Annotated in this window: 10 protein-coding genes and 1 pseudogene; 3 read left to right on the forward strand and 8 right to left on the reverse strand. The window is 56.6% G+C overall.

All coding sequences use genetic code 11. From position 1 onward, the window contains the following. Positions 1-7: 7 nt before the first annotated feature. The 8 genes and pseudogenes from QZR30_RS23760 to QZR30_RS23795 form a co-directional block, all read right to left on the reverse strand. Positions 8-1,402, reverse strand: a complete 1,395-nt coding sequence (locus QZR30_RS23760) for an OprD family outer membrane porin (RefSeq protein ID WP_046070888.1) — start codon at positions 1,400-1,402, stop codon at positions 8-10. Positions 1,403-1,572: 170 nt separating this feature from the next. Then, positions 1,573-3,150, reverse strand: coding sequence for an ABC transporter substrate-binding protein (locus QZR30_RS23765; RefSeq protein ID WP_411741030.1), 1,578 nt, complete (start codon positions 3,148-3,150; stop codon positions 1,573-1,575). Between the two features lie 333 nt (positions 3,151-3,483). Further along, complete coding sequence (locus tag QZR30_RS23770; protein ID WP_056845521.1) at positions 3,484-5,112, reverse strand: ABC transporter substrate-binding protein; 1,629 nt, start codon at positions 5,110-5,112, stop codon at positions 3,484-3,486. 258 nt (positions 5,113-5,370) lie between these two features. Then, complete coding sequence (locus tag QZR30_RS23775) at positions 5,371-6,972, reverse strand: ABC transporter substrate-binding protein (RefSeq protein ID WP_311904352.1); 1,602 nt, start codon at positions 6,970-6,972, stop codon at positions 5,371-5,373. Between the two features lie 80 nt (positions 6,973-7,052). Beyond that, positions 7,053-10,406 carry a dermonecrotic toxin domain-containing protein gene (locus QZR30_RS23780; protein WP_311904354.1) on the reverse strand — a complete coding sequence of 1,118 codons (3,354 nt, stop codon included), beginning with the start codon at positions 10,404-10,406 and terminating at the stop codon, positions 7,053-7,055. 223 nt (positions 10,407-10,629) lie between these two features. Next, positions 10,630-10,847: pseudogene (locus QZR30_RS23785) on the reverse strand (SIMPL domain-containing protein); the annotation flags it as partial. A 39-nt stretch (positions 10,848-10,886) separates the two neighbouring features. Next, positions 10,887-13,010 (reverse strand): hypothetical protein, encoded by a 2,124-nt coding sequence (locus tag QZR30_RS23790; protein ID WP_236718763.1) that lies wholly within the window; start codon positions 13,008-13,010, stop codon positions 10,887-10,889. Between the two features lie 573 nt (positions 13,011-13,583). Continuing rightward, positions 13,584-14,294 carry an SIMPL domain-containing protein gene (locus tag QZR30_RS23795; protein WP_046070892.1) on the reverse strand — a complete coding sequence of 237 codons (711 nt, stop codon included), beginning with the start codon at positions 14,292-14,294 and terminating at the stop codon, positions 13,584-13,586. A 206-nt stretch (positions 14,295-14,500) separates the two neighbouring features. On the opposite strand from QZR30_RS23795, the gene QZR30_RS23800 reads away from it, so the two are divergent. From QZR30_RS23800 to QZR30_RS23810, 3 genes are all read left to right on the forward strand, one after another. Further along, the gene (locus QZR30_RS23800) at positions 14,501-15,763 is read left to right on the forward strand and encodes an ATP-binding protein (protein ID WP_046070893.1); all 1,263 of its coding nucleotides are present in this window, start codon (positions 14,501-14,503) and stop codon (positions 15,761-15,763) included. Beyond that, positions 15,756-16,316, forward strand: coding sequence for a response regulator transcription factor (locus QZR30_RS23805; RefSeq protein WP_043048539.1), 561 nt, complete (start codon positions 15,756-15,758; stop codon positions 16,314-16,316). Before QZR30_RS23800 ends, QZR30_RS23805 begins: the two co-directional genes overlap by 8 nt. A gap of 100 nt (positions 16,317-16,416) precedes the next feature. After that, on the forward strand, positions 16,417-18,141 hold the full coding sequence (locus QZR30_RS23810; RefSeq protein WP_311904355.1) for an ABC transporter ATP-binding protein/permease: 1,725 nt from the start codon (positions 16,417-16,419) through the stop codon (positions 18,139-18,141). Positions 18,142-18,274 lie beyond the last annotated feature (133 nt).

Consider the following 18,274-nt stretch of genomic DNA (forward strand, 5'->3'; position numbering starts at 1 on the left):
GCGCTAATTAAAGGATGTTGAATGGGATGGTGGTAACCAGACGGAATTCCTTGATGCTGCCATCGGACTGGAACTCGCTGCCACGGTGTTCAACGTAGGTGGCGCGAATCGCGGTGGCCTTGAGCGGGCCACTCTGCACCGCGTAGGAAGCGCCTACACCGTATTCCTGGTGCTTCTCGCCGTCCTGGGACTGGATGCCGTCGTAGGCGAACTTGGCGCGGCCATTGTTGCCGGTGTAGTGGGTACCGTCGATGCCCCAGCCGCGGGCCGAGTAGGCATTGAACTTCAGGCCTGGTACGCCGTATTCAGCCATGTTGATGGCATAGGCGATCTGGAAGGATTTCTCGTTCGGGCCGTTGAAGTCCGAGGTCAGGGAGTTGGCCAGGTAGATGCCGTTGGTTTCGTGCAGGTAGTCGAAGTACTCGTTACCGTTCACTTGCTGGTAACCGAAGGTCAGGCTGTGTGCCTGGTGAGTCAGGCCCAGGGACAGGGAGAAGGTATCGTTGTCGATTTCCCCCATCTCTTTTTTGCCTTCGTCGACAGTCTTGTAGTAGTTGAAGCCGGTGGTCAGGCCCAGTTGCTGAGCGTCGCCCAATTCGTGGGTAGCGCCGAAGTAGTACTGGTTCCAGAAGTCCTTCACGTTGGCGGCGAAGAAGCTGGTCTTCAGGCTTTTCAGCGGCTGGTAGTTCACGCCCAGGGTGGACACTTTGTCGGTTTCTGCGCCATTGCCGTATTCGGTACGGAATTTCGACAGGCTCTGCTCGCTACGTGGCGAAACGCGGTCAAACACGCCGCCCTGGAACGACAGGTTGCTGAACTCTTCGCTGTTGAAGCTCACACCCTGGAAGCTTGAAGGCAGGGCACGGTTGCCGATGGTGTCGACGATGCCGCTGCTGAAGTTCTGGCGACCGGCGGTCAAGGTGGTGTTGGACACGCGGAACTGCACGTTGGCCAGGCCCAGTTTGCTCCACTGGTCGACGGCGTCGCCGTTGGAGTCCGCCAGGGTACGGTTGGAGCCACCCTTGATGTCACGCTTGCTGCGGTCCAGTACCAGGGCGTTGTAGACCGCTACTTCGGTCTTGACCCCAACGGTGCCCTGGGTGAAACCCGAGCTGGCGTTGAGGATGGTGCCCTGCACCCAGTTGGTACGGTTGCGATCAGTCAGCGTCTGGCCGTGTTTCTGGTAGGCGAAGGTGCCCCCACGGTATTTGCTTTCATGGGAGTACCAGTTACGCGTGGTGCCGCCCAGGCTGAAATCTTCAATGAAGCCCTTGGCCTCGCCTTGGGCGCTGGTGCCGGCCAATGTGGTAGGAACGAAGTCCTGGCTGGCGGGTTCAGCATAGGCGGTCGCCGTGATGCTGCTGATGGCCAGGGCCAGAAGCGCTTTGCTGCTCAGTTTCATGGGTGAAGCTCCTTTGGTTCTCTTTTTTATGCCGGTCTTTTTAGGTGAACCGGCTATTGGGTGTGGAACTCGTTCAAGCCTTTGCAAACGTTTGGCGTAGGAATTTTCCTGACAAAAGCCTGCACGTTTGCCGAGGAGCCGACTTGGCTCCCCGCAATCCGGTTATTTTCTTATGGGGTAATGCTGACGCCCGAGAACACGTTGCGGCCGAAGGGGCTCACCTTGAAACCTTCGACTTTGGCGCTTAACGGCTGGTTGACCGTCGAGTGGGCGATAGGCGTGATCGGCACCTGCTGCTTGAGCAGTTGCTGCGCCTGTTTGTACAGAACAGTCCTTTGTTCGCGGTCGGTCACGACCTTGGCTTGCTTGATCAGCTTGTCGTACGCCGGGTCACACCACATGGAGTAGTTGTTCCCGCCGATGGCGTCGCAGCTGTAGAGGGTGCCGAGCCAGTTGTCCGGGTCACCGTTGTCGCCGGTCCAGCCGATCAGGCTGACATCGTGCTCACCGTTCTTGGTGCGCTTGATGTATTCGCCCCATTCGTAGCTGACGATCTTGACCTTCAGGCCGATCTTGGCCCAGTCGTTCTGCAGCATCTCGGCCATCAGCTTGGCATTGGGGTTGTAGGGACGCTGCACCGGCATGGCCCACAGGGTGATCTCGGTGCCTTCCTTGACGCCGGCAGCCTTGAGCAATTCCTTGGCTTTTTCCGGGTTGTAGGCGGCGTCCTTGATGCTGTCGTCATAAGACCACTGCGTCGGCGGCATGCCATTGACTGCCAGTTGCCCGGCACCCTGGTACACGGCGTTAAGGATGCTCTGCTTGTTCACCGCCATGTCCAGCGCCTGGCGCACTTCAAGCTGATCGAAGGGCTTGTGGCGCACGTTGTAGGAGATATAGCCGAGGTTGAAGCCGGGTTTGGTCAGCAGTTGCAGGTTCGGGTCAGTCTTGAGCGCTTCGACATCGGCGGGGCGTGGATGCAGGGTGACCTGGCATTCGCCGGCCTTGAGCTTCTGTACCCGCACCGAGGCATCGGTATTGATGGCAAAGATCAATTGGTCCAGCTTGACCCGGCTCGGGTCCCAGTACTGTTTGTTGCCTACATAACGGATCTGCGAGTCTTTCTGGTAGCGCTGGAACACGAAAGGGCCAGTGCCGATCGGCTTCTGGTTGATGTCGCTGGGCCGTCCTTGTTTGAGTAGCTGTTCGGCGTATTCGGCCGAGAGGATGGCGGCAAAGCTCATGGCAATGTTCTGCACGAACGCGGCGTCGACCGTGTTCAAGGTCATCACCACGGTGTAGGGGCCGGTTTTTTCGACCTTGGCAATATTCTTGTTCAGGCTCATCCCGTTGAAGTACGGAAACTCCGTGGGGTAGGCCTTACGGAACGGGTGGTCGGGATCAAGCATGCGGTTGAAGGTAAACAGCACGTCGTCGGCGTTGAAGTCCCGCGTCGGCTTGAATTCCTTGTTGCTGTGAAACTTCACCCCTTCACGCAGGTGAAACGTATAGGTCAGCCCGTCTTCGGAGATATCCCACTTGGTTGCCAGCCCTGGCACCACGTCGGTGGCGCCTTTTTCGAACTCGACCAGGCGGTTGTACAACGGCTCTGCGGCATCGTTGTCGGTGGCGGTGGTGTATTGAGCAGTATCAAAGCCTGCCGGGCTGCCTTCGGAGCAAAACACCAGGCTCTTCTTTTCGGCGGCTTGGCCCATGGTAGCCACGGCCAGCAGGCTGGAGGCAAACATCGCGGATAGAACGGTGGTATGGCGCATGACAATCCCGATCCTTGTTTGTAGTTATCAACAGCGAACCACCTCTCTGGCGTACGGCCAGGGAGACATCACTGATCCCACACACAGCAAGTGCCCTTTCCCAGAATGATGCCTCTGCTGTCCTACGACGTTATGGGACGAGGACACTGCAGTAAATGCGTCAATTCTGACTGGCCTTGTAGGTAACGGAGACACGGGTCGCAGTTCGTTGCTGTAGGACGGCAACGCTTTCAATCGTGGTCTGTTTCCTATAGCCCGGGCAGATGGAATAACGGCGACGTTATGAAACGTCGCCGCTATTGATCCTTACTTGCCGCTGACGCTAACGCCGTAGAAGGAGTTCAAGCCAAACGGGCTGATCTTGAAGTCCTGTACGGTATTACGCATGGGTTGATACACCGTCGAGTGCGCGATAGGTGTCATCGGGACTGCATCTTTGAGGATATGTTGCGCCTGCTTGTACAGCTCGGTGCGTTTGGCGACATCCGACGTGGCTTTGGCCTCTTTCACGATGCCGTCGAATTTTTTGTCGCACCACTTGGAGAAGTTGTTACCAGACAGCGAGTCGCAGCCGAACAGTACGTTCAGCCAGTTGTCCGGGTCACCATTGTCGCCGCTCCAGCCAATGATCATGGCCTGGTTCTCGCCGCCTTTGGAGCGCTTGATGTACTCGCCCCACTCGTAGCTGGTGATCTTGACCTTCAGGCCGATCTTGGACCAGTCGTTCTGCAGCATCTCGGCCATCAGCTTGGCGTTCGGGTTGTACGGACGCTGGACCGGCATGGCCCACAGTACGATTTCAGTGCCTTCCTTGACGCCAGCTTCCTTGAGCAGCGCCTTGGCTTTTTCAGGGTCGTACTTGGCGTCTTTGATGCTGGTGTCGTAGGACCATTGGGTCGGCGGCATGGCGTTGACGGCCAGTTGACCGGCGCCCTGGTACACGGAGTCAATGATCTGCTGCTTGTTCACCGCCATGTCCAGCGCCTGGCGTACGCGCAGGTCAGCCAGCGGGTTTGGCTGGTCGCTGCCCTTGACCTTGTCCATGACGTTGTAGGCAACGTAGCCCAGGTTGAAACCGGCCTGGTGCGGCAGTTTCAGGTCCTTGTCTTCGCCCAGGGCCTTGAGGTCGGCCGGACGTGGGAACAGGGTGATCTGGCATTCGTTTTTCTTGAGCTTCTGGATACGCACCGACGGGTCAGTGGTGATCGCGAAGATCAGGTTGTCGATCTTCACATCTTCAGGTTTCCAGTAGTCCTTGTTGCCGGTGTAGCGAATGTTCGAATCTTTCTGGTAGCTCTTGAACACGAACGGGCCAGTGCCGACCGGCTTCTGGTTGATGTCGGCGGGCTTGCCTTCCTTGAGCAGCTGCGCGGCATATTCGGCGGATTGGATCGACGCGAAGCTCATGGCCAGGTTCTGGATGAAAGCCGCGTCCACGGTGCCAAGGGTGAACTTGACGGTGTGGTCATCGACTTTCTCGATGTTCTTGATGTTGGTGTCCATCCCCATGTCCGTGAAGTACGGGAACTCGGTGGGGTAGGCCTTACGGAATGGATCGTCTTTGTTGATCATCCGATTAAAAGTGAACAGTACGTCGTCTGCCGAGAATTCACGAGTCGGCTTGAAGTACGGGGTGGTATGGAACTTGACGCCTTCGCGAAGGTGGAAGGTATACGTCAGGCCATCCGGGGACACGTCCCAACTGGTGGCCAGGCCAGGAACTACGGCGGTGCCGCCACGTTCGAACTGGCTCAGGCGGTTGAACATGGTTTCGGCCGAGGCATCGAAGTCTGTTCCGGTGGTGTACTGGCCTGGGTCGAAACCGGCCGGGCTCCCTTCGGAGCAGAACACCAGGTTAGTTGCCGCAAGGGCTGCAGGGGCGGCGGCCATAAGGCCCGCGCTCACTAATAACGGAAGGACTGCGTGTTTAAGCATGTTGGCCTCATGATTTGTTGTCATTTTTGGTGGTGAGGGCGACCTCGTGAGTCGGCCTGCGGATACTTATGCAGGCGCCATACCCAATGCAAGATGCAGAGCGGCCAGGAGCGGCAAACAGTGGTACGAACGTACAGGAATGTCGCAATTATGAAAGTTTCGACACAAATATGCCTGTTTGGAGGGTTTTTTCGGTGCAACAGGTGCACCAAAAAAGCCCAGCCGAGGCGTCTAGCGCACTCGGTTGGGGCGCTGTTGTTACTTATCTAGACCCACACCATAGAACGGCGTGAGCCCGAAGGGGCTGATCTTGAAGTCGCGTACTTCCTTGCGCAAAGGCTGGAAAACCGTCGAGTTCGCAATAGGCGTTATAGGTACTTGTTCCTTAAGGATTTTTTGTGCCTGTTGATACCACTTGATGCGCTGCTCGCGGTCGTTGCTGACCTTGGCCTGCTGCACCAGCGTGTCGTAGGCCGGGTTACACCATTTGGCGTAGTTGCTGCCCTTGACCGCGGCACAACTGTAGAGCACGCCAAGCCAGTTATCGGGGTCGCCATTGTCGCCAGTCCAGCCATAAATCATCGCATCGTGTTCACCATTCTTGGCGCGTTTTATGTACTCGCCCCACTCATAGCTGACGATGTTGGCCTTGATGCCGACCTTGGCCCAATCCTGTTGGATCATTTGCGCGGACATTCGCGCATTCGGGTTGGAGGCGCGCTGCACGGTCATCGCCCAAAGATTGATGGTGGTACCTGGTGCAACCCCTGCTTCTTTTAGTAGCAACCGCGCCTTGGACGGATCGTAGGGCGCGTCTTGGATTTTCGGGTCATAAGACCACTGCGCCGGTGGCAATGCGTTCTGCGCCAATTGTCCGGCGCTCTGGTACACGGCCTTGATGATCGCAGGCTTGTCGATGGCCATGTCCAGGGCCTGGCGCACCTTGAGCTGGTCCAACGGCGGATGGGTCACGTTGTAGGCCAGGAAGCCCAGGTTGAATCCGGCTTGCTGCAGCACGCGCAGGTTGGGGTCTTGCTTCATCACCTCGATATCGGCGGGGCGCGGGTAACCGCTGACCTGGCATTCGCCGGCCTTGAGCTTCTGCAGGCGCGCGGCGGCGTCCGGGGTGATGGCGAACACCAGATTGTCGAGCTTCACGTCCTCGGGTTTCCAATACTGTTTATTGGCCCCATAGCGAATCTGCGAGTCTTTCTGGTAACGCTTGAACACAAATGGCCCGGTGCCGACCGGTTTCTGATTGATCTGCTCGGGCTTGCCTTCTTTCAGGAGCTGCGCGGCATATTCGGCCGATTGCACCGAGGCAAAACTCATGGCCAGGTTCTGCACGAACGAGGCATCCACATTGTTGAGGTTGAAACGCACGGTGTGTTCGTCGAGTTTTTCGAGGTTTTTGATTGTGGTGTTCAATCCCATGTCAGTGAAGTACGGCGACTCGGACGGGTAGGCCTTGCGAAACGGACTATCGGCATCGAGCAGGCGGTTGAAGGTGAACAACACATCATCGGCGTTGAAGTCGCGGGTCGGGGTGAAGAAATCGGTGGTGTGGAACTTGACGCCCTCGCGCAGGTGGAAGGTGTAGGTCAGGCCGTCTTTGGATATGTCCCAACTGGTTGCCAGGCCGGGTTCGACTTCGGTGCCTCCACGCTTGAACTGGGTCAGACGGTTGAACACGGTTTCGGCGGATGCATCGAAGTCAGTGCCGCTGGTGTACTGGCTGGGATCGAAGCCGGCGGGGCTGGCTTCGGAGCAGTAGACCAGGGTTGTGGCGGCCTGGGCCATTGGTATAAAGGCCAGGAGGCTGGCGGCGAGGAACAGTGGCTTGACGGCGATTCTTTCCATGGAGACCCCTGAAATGGCAGGCATATAAAAGCTGCCCAAACGAAAACGGCGGTCATCGAGGTTACCGCCGTTCAAGCGAGTTAGGTAGGGGAGACTTCTATGCGGGTAGGCGCAGATTTGTCGATTATAACGGGCGGTCCATCCACTGCATTACTCTCACGAAGGGTGAACGTCCGGCTGGCTGTGATGCTCAAGTCTGAAGCGGGAATGGGCTCATCTCCGCCTGCATAAACGAGTTTCCATTGCGAGGTCACCGTGACTTTGGTCTCATTTTCCAAAGGCGAATAGTCGATGAAAAAGTGTCGGTCGCCAGCGCTGCTCACGTAGTCGTCTTTTACTCGGGGGGGCTGCAATTCACGCCACGCCGTAGCGGCCGATCCTTGATGCGCTACCTCTGAAATCGCCGCCCGCATGTCGGGGTCGGGGACCGCATTTTCAAAGGTTTCGATTCCGTCATGGATAAAACCATCGACGACTGACTGCTCTGCATTATTGCCCGGAATATGAAGTTCTTCTATCTGCTGGGGTATGTTGATTTCAACGTCCTGCAAGCCCGGTCGCCTTATTGTGTAAGGGTTTCTGTTGATATCTGTGGTGAATTGGCCAGCGTAGTTGCTGGTGCCGAACTTTGAAGGGGATGCCGCTTCCGAAGCGGAGACCGTGAAGTTTCTATCGTCTACTTCCCATGAAAGCACAGGGCGACTTTTAACCGTACCGTTTTCCTCATAAACGCTGACGCCAAATCTATACTGCGTCTGCTCCTCAAAGTTGAGGTATTTGTCGAGTGTGTCGGCGCCCTCCATTTTTGATCCGTCTAACTCAATAAAGTTGTCCGAAAAGCGGGAGGGTGACTTTAAGTCGTTACTCGGGGCCGGCGAAATCGGACGTTGCCACGGCCACTTCACCCCGCCATCGCCAGGTGCGCGAGCCCACTCTCCGTCACGCCCTGGCGTGATGACCATCACTGCTGATTGTTTATCGGGATTAATGATGGTGGCGAACCTGTCGCCGGTCCTGTAGCGACCGGATATCTCGAATACCTTGCTCGTACCGGTCTCATCGGTAAACCGCACAAATTGGCGCTGTATTCCCTCACTGTCGGTTATTCGATAGACGCCCAGTGCATCGCGGGGAGCATTCATTATCAATTCATCACCGTCAGGTACTGCATGGGGTGCCATTGGGAGCAGTGGTTGTGATTTTGGCAGGGCAGCCCCAGGCTCGTTGACAACGCGTATGCCACTGGATGGCCCGGGTGTGGGTTCCTCGGTGGCATTGATTTCGGGTTGAACACGGGGCTCTACATTCGGCAGTTCTTTCTCAGGCGGTAGCGCAAAAGGATCCTCCGGGACTGCGCTTGCCCCGGCTGAGAACAGCGTATTCAGCAAACCATCGAATGCCTTGGACACCCCATCGCTGCGCTCTGCCTCGGTGTCACCGGACGCTGCTTTTTCTGCGCCCAACCCCAGCTCGGTCAACCCTGCAAGTGCCGCAGCGCCCGCAACCGGAGCTGCGATGGGCGCAAGCTTGGCCAGCAGACCCGCAGCCACGGTTATGTCGTTCAGCCAGGTGTCGCGAGTCACTTCGCTGTTGGATTTGATGACCACGTCGGTATCGTTGGTCATGCGTTGTTTCGCGGCGGTCGCCAATGTGGAAAATACGTCTCCCTCGATTTTTGCGCGGCTGTCATTGAGCACCGGGGTATTCAGATCACCGGCAGCCATTTTTTTGAACAGGCCGTCCAGGCCATCTTGCTTGTCGCCTATTCCCGTAAAGTTCAAGCCAGGGATAAGGCCGATTCCCAGTTGCGGCAGGATGCCGGGCTTATGGTCCTGGCGATCAATCAATGAAAAATGTGCCAGCAGCGCCTGGCTTTTTTTCGGATCCTGACTTTGCTCAACCACCCACTGATTGAGTTTTTCCAGGGAGTCGAAGCGCAGGAATGCCGGCTTTGCTCCCGGTATATAAAGTACCTGGCGACCTCCATCGTCATCGCTGAACCGCACAATGTCGCTGGACTTAAAACCGTGGATGCTAAGGGCATGCACTTGAGTGTCGCCGTTTACCGGCGCTTGTGCCTTGAGCTGCTCCATGCTCAACGCAGCGTTCTCGTCGAGCGGGAGGTTGCCGGCAGCCTCCATCACCAAGCGGTAGTCACCTCGATTGAATCGATGCTCGGGTGCTTGTAAGGCTCGCTCGGCGGGTGATCGGGCTTCGGCCGTCTTCAATTGTTCGCGGGCCTGGAAGACGAACTCGCCTTTAATTGCAGTCTGGTAGCTATCGGTATGGGTGTTCCAGAAGGTGTCGATTTTCTGGGTCATCTGGGCCTGGAAGTCGGTCTTCCAGCTTTCGTGCATCACTTGCGACGGCTTAAGGTCGATTTGATTATGCTTGCCGTAGCCGCCTTTTTCGCTTTGCCCACTGGGTTGGGTATACAGACCCGCGTCGAGATCCAGGTTTCCGGGTACCCAGTCGTGCTCGGAGAAATTCTTCAGCAAGGCATCGGGCAGGCGCAGCGAAGACCAGGGTTCTTGGAACTTGTGCTCCCAGCCGGTCACAGTATCTGCGCTTTCGCCGCCCTTGAAGCGGTTCAAATAAACGGTATCTGAATCGATCGGTTTGCCCGTGAGCTTGAGCAGCAACTCGTCCGCCCATTTCTTGGCTTCTGCCCGTGTGTCGGGCAGGTTGGTGGCAACGTCGACCGCCAAGCGCTTGTAGGCCAATGCCTGCGGCGCGGTGCTGTAGTACGTGGCCGCATTTTGTCTTTGCACTTGCAGCGCATTTGCCGAGCGGCTGCTGGCAGGACGCAAGTGATCATCGGCGGAAATAGGATCGAAGGTGTCTTTATGCTCCAGGTGCCTTATTTGTGCTCGGGCCTGGGACAACGTTGGGGGAAGTGCCACCCCTTCAAAATTTGCTACTACTTTTGCGCTGACTTGTATGGAGTTTTCACCCAGCCTCACGCGCAAATCACCATTATTGCCTGGGGCGATGATCCTGGCGGCCGCCAACAGAGGCCCCGAAATTTGTCCCCAGCCCGATGTGTCCGTGAGGCGGAAGGTTTTCGTTTCGCCCCTCACCTCGGCGGACAACGTACCTGTAGACGGGTTGATTGAGAGGAGAGTGTTCGGTTCGATCTGCTGTTCGCGCAGCCAACCCTGCACAACAGGGTGTTCCAAATGTGCGCGATACAGTCCAAGCCATTGACCCAGGTTGCTCTGGGGCGGGACCGTGATAAGCCCGGCATTGTTGTGCAATACCTTGCGTTGCACAGCCTCAAGGTAAGCCTTGAGCAGTTCCGTTTCGGCGGGCTGGGCCGGGTTTCCAATGGACGTTTGAGGCGCTTGTGAGGTTTGTGCTTCAGTTATCGACTTTGGGGCGCCGAGTACCGACGCCAGCGATACGGGCGATGTTGCATTGACTGATAGGGACATAAGTTTGGCTCTCACTGTATGAATAAATGCCAGCACAGCCCTCCCTGGTAGCTATGGCAGTATTGAGTCGTGAAGACCTTGAACGTAATTCCAGCGAGATATGCTGCTGGATATGACGTGGCGGCAGCGAACGCAAAAAAAAGCGCAAGCCCTTGGGTTTGCGCCTTTGTCTTGTCTAAAAAAGTTACTGTAAAACTTCGATCATGCCATCTGCACTCATATTGACCTGGCGGGCCTGGCTCAGGGCCTGGTTCATGGTGGTGGGGGGCGGCAGCGAGCTTGGTCGGGTCGGCATTTTGCAACTCGGTGTAGAGGGTCATGATCGTCTTGTCGCGAGCCACTTCCTGGCTGCCGTCAGCGCGCAGCGATACCTGATTGTAATATCAGTGCATCGGCGGCCATGGCCGGGAGGCTGGCAATTGCACTGGCGCTGAGGGCGATTTGACGACTACTCTTTCGATGGCGAGCATATTCTTGGTGTTACGGTTTTGGGAAGGTCTCGGGTTTATAAGTAAACGCCCACCACTTCAACGGATTCCAATAGGGATTTTTCTTTGCCGGTTTGAAGTTTGTTTTTTTCGCCAGTTCTTTGGCGGCGTATTTTTCAGCTTCGGATCTAGCCAATGCCCTATCGGCGGCAGTCAGGGGGGTGGCCTGATTTTTTTCCAGGGCTTCCAAATAAGCACTTTCTACTTTTACAACCGCTGCATTTACATCTTCTGGTGTGAGGTTAGCGCTGAGGGTGCCACTATAGCCTTTGACCGGGCGCCCTATGAGCTTCTGAAATTCAGCTGCGAAGGAGGCATCTCCACCACTTGCAGAGTCACATGAGAGCAGTCTTACATTGGCAAACGTCTCGGGGTGAATACCTTCGTTGTGAAGTGTCTGAAGTAACTCTTGTGGCGTATTGAGTTTTCCATTATATGAAACTTTCGAGATGCCAGTATCAGGGTCGACACTGCCGTGTACCAGTATGTTGAGTCGTTCTTGAGTGCCTTTTTTGTTGAAATCGGTAAATGTGTAGAGTTTTTCGTTAAGGGTGTTTAGCTCATTGAGTTCTCCACTCAGGATTACGTTTTTTTCAAGCGTGGAAAAAAGATCTTCGCCGGTGGGTAAGTTCTCTATGGAATTTAGAAAATCACGTTTACTATTTGGTGGTTCGATTGTCGGATGGGCACCTTCCGTTTCACTGGCGTGTGGCGTACTCGGTTCGTTTGACGCGGTGTTGGAGACGGGGGTTATATCGCTTTCATTGGAGGCGTTTACTTTTTTCACGAAATCAAAACGGTTGGCCTGCTCATTGTATCTCCAGCCGTAATGTTGGCTGTCGGCGGTGTTGAAACTCAAGGCCGGTTCACCCAGTCCTGCCTCTACCCCAGCCGGTATAATTTCATGCGCCAGCAGCAGGCCTGATATCACTACCCCGGCCCTGCCTCCAACGCGATCGCTGGCCGTCATGCCATGGGCGGCGTCATGCTTGCCGAAAACAATATTGCCCGCGTTGCCAAGGACGGGTACGTAGCCAAAGGTATCGCCCCATACTTCTTTTGCGGCCTTCCAGCCTTGCTCCATGGCGCCAAAAACCTTGGTTTGATCGTCCCATAGCGCGTTCTTGGCGTTCATCTCGTGATAATGCGAGGCAATACCCTTATTCAGATTGCCAAATTTCAGTTCATAGTCACCGCCTCGCGATTGGGTATAATTAAACAATTCCCGAACGGGTACGGACTTGTCGCTTACCAACGTGTCCCGCCCTGGGTAGTGGGATGTATTATCCAGGATCAGACTGTCGAGTACGGTCGCGGCCGGTGGCCAATGCGCGTCCCTTCCTCCTTGTAGGTCACTGGCATTGAAACGGCTTATCAGTTGGTTACGATTGTCTTTGGCCCACGCCGCAAACTCGTCATCGCCCTTTATCTCGCTGACAGCACCACTTCTCAAATCAAGCATGACACCCTGATTGGGCCGGTTGTTGTAATTGCCATTATAGGGCGTATAGGGAATGAACGCGTACCCACTCAGGGGGTAACCGTAGATATTGGGAATAATCACTTGCCCATTCTTATCCAGCGTGCGGCTAATCGCTTCTTGACCGGAAGAGCTTAACTTTTCAAAGGCCTCCTTATCGCTATGAAGACTCTGCAAAGCGCCCCGCGCGACATAGGCGTCTGCTTTGCCCGAGCGTTCAGGTATTACTGTTGATATTTTGGGTCTAGGTAGGAATGGGAGGTGGGGTATGAGAGGAAAGTCATCCGTAATCTCAATAAGGGTGTTGACCCTGGCGCTGCCACGCATTGGCGTGGCTATATCCTGCTCCCAGTGGTTTTGAAGTTGTTTGCCTAACGATTGCAGATCATTAATCTTGCTCCGGTCTTTTGGATCAATGACCATTCCATGGAAATTGACAATCCCGCCCCGTGCGGGTTTGTCGTGATCAAGCACACCCGCTGCGATTTCCCATGCAGAGTAGGTACGGGTTTCGGTATCGGACAGATTTTCTCCGGTCCCCATACCGACGTAAGTGTCGAACGTCACAGTGATTTTTTCATGCGGATCGAACCCTGCAGCTAATAGACCCCCACTGAAGTAACCGGAAGGTTCCATGAACAGGCGAACGTTCTGGAACTTAATGTTTCTCTCGCCGTCACTGCCACTTTCGATATTTTTTATCTGCGTATTTACACGCGTGGCGTAGGCATCAATGCGATCTTCGCGCTGCTTTAACGTATATCTGTTTCCGGGCGCTTGGACAGGGTCTGAGCCATAAATGATTGCCTTGTAGTCATCGGAGTGGCGCTGGGCCGTAGAGACAGTGTTGTCGGCTGTATAGGCTTCGTTATTATTAAGCGACACATCCGGTTTCTGTTCCTGCGCCTGGGTGCGTTCAGTAGACCCAGGTGCCGGATAACGGATAATAGTAAACTGATTTAAGTTTTCCACTTTTGATTACCTGGTTGGAATGATGAAGTGATTTAGTGTGAAGTGTGTGGCTGCTTACACAGGAAAGTTCCACATCCTAATCAGACAGTGTGAGTCTGGTACTTTGTTTATATAAGCTTCAGGTGTACGACGCCTGTTAAGGCGTTGCCAGACGACTTAAGTTGCGGTGACGCTGAAACAGTGTGCAAAAAAAATGGCGCAGGCTGTTAAGGCTGCGCCATTGTCTTTTTTTAATGTTTATTGCTGTACTTCAATCACGCCATCGGCACTCATGTTGACCTGGCTGGTACCGGCTTCCACTTCAGGTGTTGGCGCCGAATCGGCCATGGCCGCTTTCATCATCATCCCGCCACGGGCATAAGGCATTGGATAGCCGTTGGTGTTGAAGTTCAGATTGACGATCTTGTAACCCTTGCCACCCAATGCGTCAGTCGCCAGCTGGGCACGAGCCTTGAACGCGGCAACTGCATCCTTGAGCAGCGCATCTTCGCTGGCCTTGCGCGTAGCGTCGGCGATGGCGAAGTCCATGTTTTCCATTTTCAGCGTGTTCAGCAGTTCGCCGGTGAGCTTGGACAACGCCGGGAAGTCCGCGCTTTCCAGGCGCAGTTCGGCGCGTTCACGCCAGCCGGTGATCTTCTGGTTCTTGTTGTCGTAGATCGGGTAGCTGTTGCGGCTGCCCTGGCGCAGGGTCACGCCTTTGACCTCGCGGGCCTGGCCCAGGGCCTGGTTCATGGTGGTGGTGATTTCGGCAGCGAGCTTGGCCGGGTCGGCATTTTGCGACTCGGTATAGAGGGTGACGATCATCTTGTCGCGGGCCACTTCCTGGCTGACTTCGGCGCGCAGGGAAATCTGGTTGTAATGCAGTTCATCGGCGGCCATGGCCTGGAAGCTGGCCAGGGCACTGGCGCTCAGGGTGAGGACAGCGGCACTGCGAGTGAAACGAGACATGGAAGCTCCTTGAGATAGTCGTGTCGGTATGACTGTAGACGCTGGCATCGGGTTCTTCGGGTTTACACAATAGCTACAAGTTATGGCAGGCCCGACGAACGGTCATTTTTTTTCGCCCTGCGTCAAAGAGCCACACACGCCGTGCCAGCCGGCCTGCTTCGTTTATACTCGTGCCGATCCGCCTGCAGCGCTCATCGGGAGAGCTCATGCTCGCCGCCGTAAAACTGACTTCCGCCACTCGCCAGAACCTCTGGCGCCTGACGTTCATTCGCACCCTGGTATTGGCCGCACAGGCCGGTTCCGTCGGGCTTGCCTATTGGTTCGACCTGCTACCGCTGCCGTGGCTGCAATTGGCTGTGACCCTCGGCTTTTCCTCCGTGCTCTGTGCTTTCACTGCTATCCGGCTGCGCACCACCTGGCCGGTCACCGAGCTGGAGTACGCACTGCAACTGGCCTGCGACCTGTTTATCCACAGTGTGTTGCTGTATTTCTCCGGCGGCTCCACCAATCCGTTTGTTTCTTATTACCTTGTGCCGTTGACCATTGCCGCAGTGACCTTGCCATGGCGCTACTCGGTGGTGCTTTCGGGCATTGCCCTGACGCTCTATACCTTGCTGCTGGCGCAGTTCTATCCGTTGCAAACCTTTCCGATTGCCCGGGAAAACCTGCAGATCTACGGGATGTGGTTAAGTTTCGCCCTATCGGCCGCGGTCATCACCTTCTTCGCCGCACGCATGGCCGAAGAGCTGCGCCGCCAGGAAGAACTGCGCGCCATTCGCCGTGAGGAGGGCTTGCGTGATCAGCAGTTGCTGGCCGTCGCCACCCAGGCGGCCGGCGCCGCCCATGAGCTGGGCACGCCGCTGGCAACCATGAGCGTATTGCTCAAAGAGATGACCCAGGACCATCACGACCCGGCCCTGCAGGATGACCTCAGTGTGCTGCAGGAACAGGTCAAGCAGTGCAAGCTGACGCTGCAGCAACTGGTGCGCGCCGCCGAGGCCAATCGCCGCCTGGCAGTAGAAATGCAGGACGTGACCCACTGGCTCGACGAAGCCTTGAACCGTTGGCACCTGATGCGCCCCGAGGCCAGTTACCGTTTCAATCTGCTGGGCCAAGGCAGCGTGCCGCGCATGGCGCCACCGCCGGACCTGACCCAGGCGTTGCTTAATCTTTTGAATAACGCCGCCGACGCTTGCCCCGAAGGATTGGGCGTGCAGTTGGACTGGGACGCAGAAAACATCACCATCAGCATTCGTGATCACGGCGCGGGCGTGCCGCTGGCCATTGCCGAGCAGATCGGCAAACCATTCTTTACCACCAAGGGCAAAGGCTTCGGCCTGGGCCTGTTTTTGAGCAAGGCCAGCGTGACCCGCGCGGGCGGCTCAGTGAAGCTCTATAGTCATGAGGAAGGCGGCACGCTCACCGAGCTGCGCCTGCCCCGTGTCGCACGAGGAGATATCGATGAGTGACGAGATCCAAGTCGAAGGCGAAGAACTGCCGCACCTGTTGCTGGTAGATGACGATGCGACCTTTACCCGCGTGATGGCACGCGCCATGAGCCGGCGCGGTTTTCGCGTCAGCACAGCAGGCTCCGCCGAAGAGGGCTTGACCATCGCCCAGGCCGACCTGCCGGACTATGCCGCCCTCGACCTGAAAATGGACGGCGACTCCGGCCTGGTGCTGCTGCCGAGGCTGCTGGAACTCGACCCGGAAATGCGCGTGGTGATTCTCACCGGTTACTCCAGCATCGCCACCGCCGTCGAGGCGATCAAGCGCGGCGCCTGCAACTACCTGTGCAAGCCGGCGGACGCCGACGACGTGCTGGCTGCACTGCTTTCCGAGCACGCCGACCTCGACACCCTGGTACCGGAAAACCCGATGTCGGTGGACCGCCTGCAGTGGGAGCACATCCAGCGCGTGCTCACCGAGCACGAAGGCAATATTTCCGCCACAGCCCGGGCCCTGGGCATGCACCGTCGTACCTTGCAGCGCAAGCTACAGAAGCGCCCGGTACGACGCTGAACGAACACTGAACAACCTGCTTCAGGCTGCACGGATGCGCGAACCGATCACCTATGATCGGTTCAAACGCCTGTGATGTTTTTCCTGCCGAGCCTGAACAATGAACCAGAACGCTGAGTACTCCGCGGTCAACGACGCGGTGCGGGGGCAATTCTTCCGCCGAACCTGGGCCATGATCACACCGTATTGGCGTAGCGAAGAGAAGGGCAGGGCCTGGCTGTTGCTGGCTGCGGTGATTGGCCTGTCGCTGTTCAGCGTGGCGATCTCCGTATGGATCAACCACTGGTACAAGGACTTCTACAACGCTCTGGAGAAGAAGGACACCGCTGCCTTCTGGCAACTGATCGGTTATTTCGGCGGTATTGCGGCGGTGGCGATTCTCGGCGCGGTCTACCGTCTCTACCTGACCCAGATGCTGACCATCCGTTGGCGCGCCTGGCTCACCGAAAAGCACTTCACCCGTTGGCTTGCGCACAAGAACTACTACCAACTGGAACAGGGCGGCTATACCGATAACCCGGACCAGCGGATTTCCGAAGACCTGAATAACTTCACCTCCGGCACCTTGAGCCTTGGCCTCGGATTGCTGCGTAATGTGGTCAGCCTGGTGTCGTTCTCGATCATCCTGTGGGGCGTGTCGGGCAGCATCGAAGTGTTCGGCATCACCATCCCGGGGTACATGTTCTGGTGTGCGCTGCTATACGCCGCGGTGGGCAGTTGGTTGACGCACCTGATCGGCCGTCGCTTGATCGGCCTGAGCAACCAGCAGCAGCGCTTCGAAGCGGACTTGCGTTTCTCCATGGTGCGGGTACGTGAGAATGCCGAGAGCATTGCCCTGTACAACGGCGAACCGAATGAAAGACAACGCCTGAGCACACGTTTCGGCAAGGTCTGGCACAACTTCTGGGACATCATGAAGGTGTCCAAGCGCCTGACCTTTTTCACTGCCGGCTATAGCCAGATCGCAATCATCTTTCCGTTTATCGTGGCGGCACCACGCTACTTCGCTGGCAAGATCGAGTTGGGCGAGCTGATGCAAATCAACTCGGCGTTCGGCAACGTGCAAGAGAATTTCAGCTGGTTTATCAACGCTTATTCGGAACTGGCCACATGGCGTGCCACCAGTGACCGTCTGCTGAGCTTCCGGCAGGCCATGAACGACAACGAGCAACGCGTCCCGGCCATCGATGTACGCCCTGAAGGCGAGCGCCTGGTGATAAAGGATCTTGGAATGGACTTGGCTGACGGGCGTCATTTGCTCAGCGACGCCGACATGATGGTGGAGCCTGGCCAGCGCGTTATGCTCAGTGGGCGTTCCGGCAGCGGCAAGAGCACCTTGCTGCGAGCGATGGGGCATCTGTGGCCGGCCGGTCATGGCAGCATTCGCCTGCCGGCGACACGCTACCTGTTCCTGCCGCAGAAGCCTTACCTGCCGATCGGTACGCTCAAGGCCGTGTTGAGTTATCCACAGGACGACGGAGTCTATTCGCCAGAACGTTATGCACAGGTCCTGGAAACCTGTCGTCTGCCCCATCTGGTCGCACGGCTGGATGAAGCCAACCACTGGCAACGCATGCTCTCACCGGGTGAGCAGCAGCGCCTGGCCTTTGCCCGTGCACTGTTGTTTGCGCCGCAGTGGCTGTACATGGATGAAGCGACCTCGGCGATGGATGAAGAGGATGAGGCGACGCTGTACCAGGCGCTGATCGATGAGTTGCCGGGCTTGAGCATTGTCAGCATTGGTCATCGCAGCAGCCTCAAGCGCTTCCATGGGCGGCATGTGCGGATTGAGGGTGGGCGGTTGCAGGAGCAACAACTTACTTAAGCTCATGCTCGGTAAGTGTGGGAGGGGGCTTGCTCCCGGCGGCGACCTGTCAGTAACAGATGCATTGGCTGATCCACCGCTATCGGGGGCAAGCCCCCTCCCACATTGAATCTCGATTGTTCTCTGGACAGTG

It is taken from the genome of Pseudomonas sp. rhizo25, from assembly GCF_031931935.1.
GTDB lineage: Bacteria > Pseudomonadota > Gammaproteobacteria > Pseudomonadales > Pseudomonadaceae > Aquipseudomonas > Aquipseudomonas synxantha.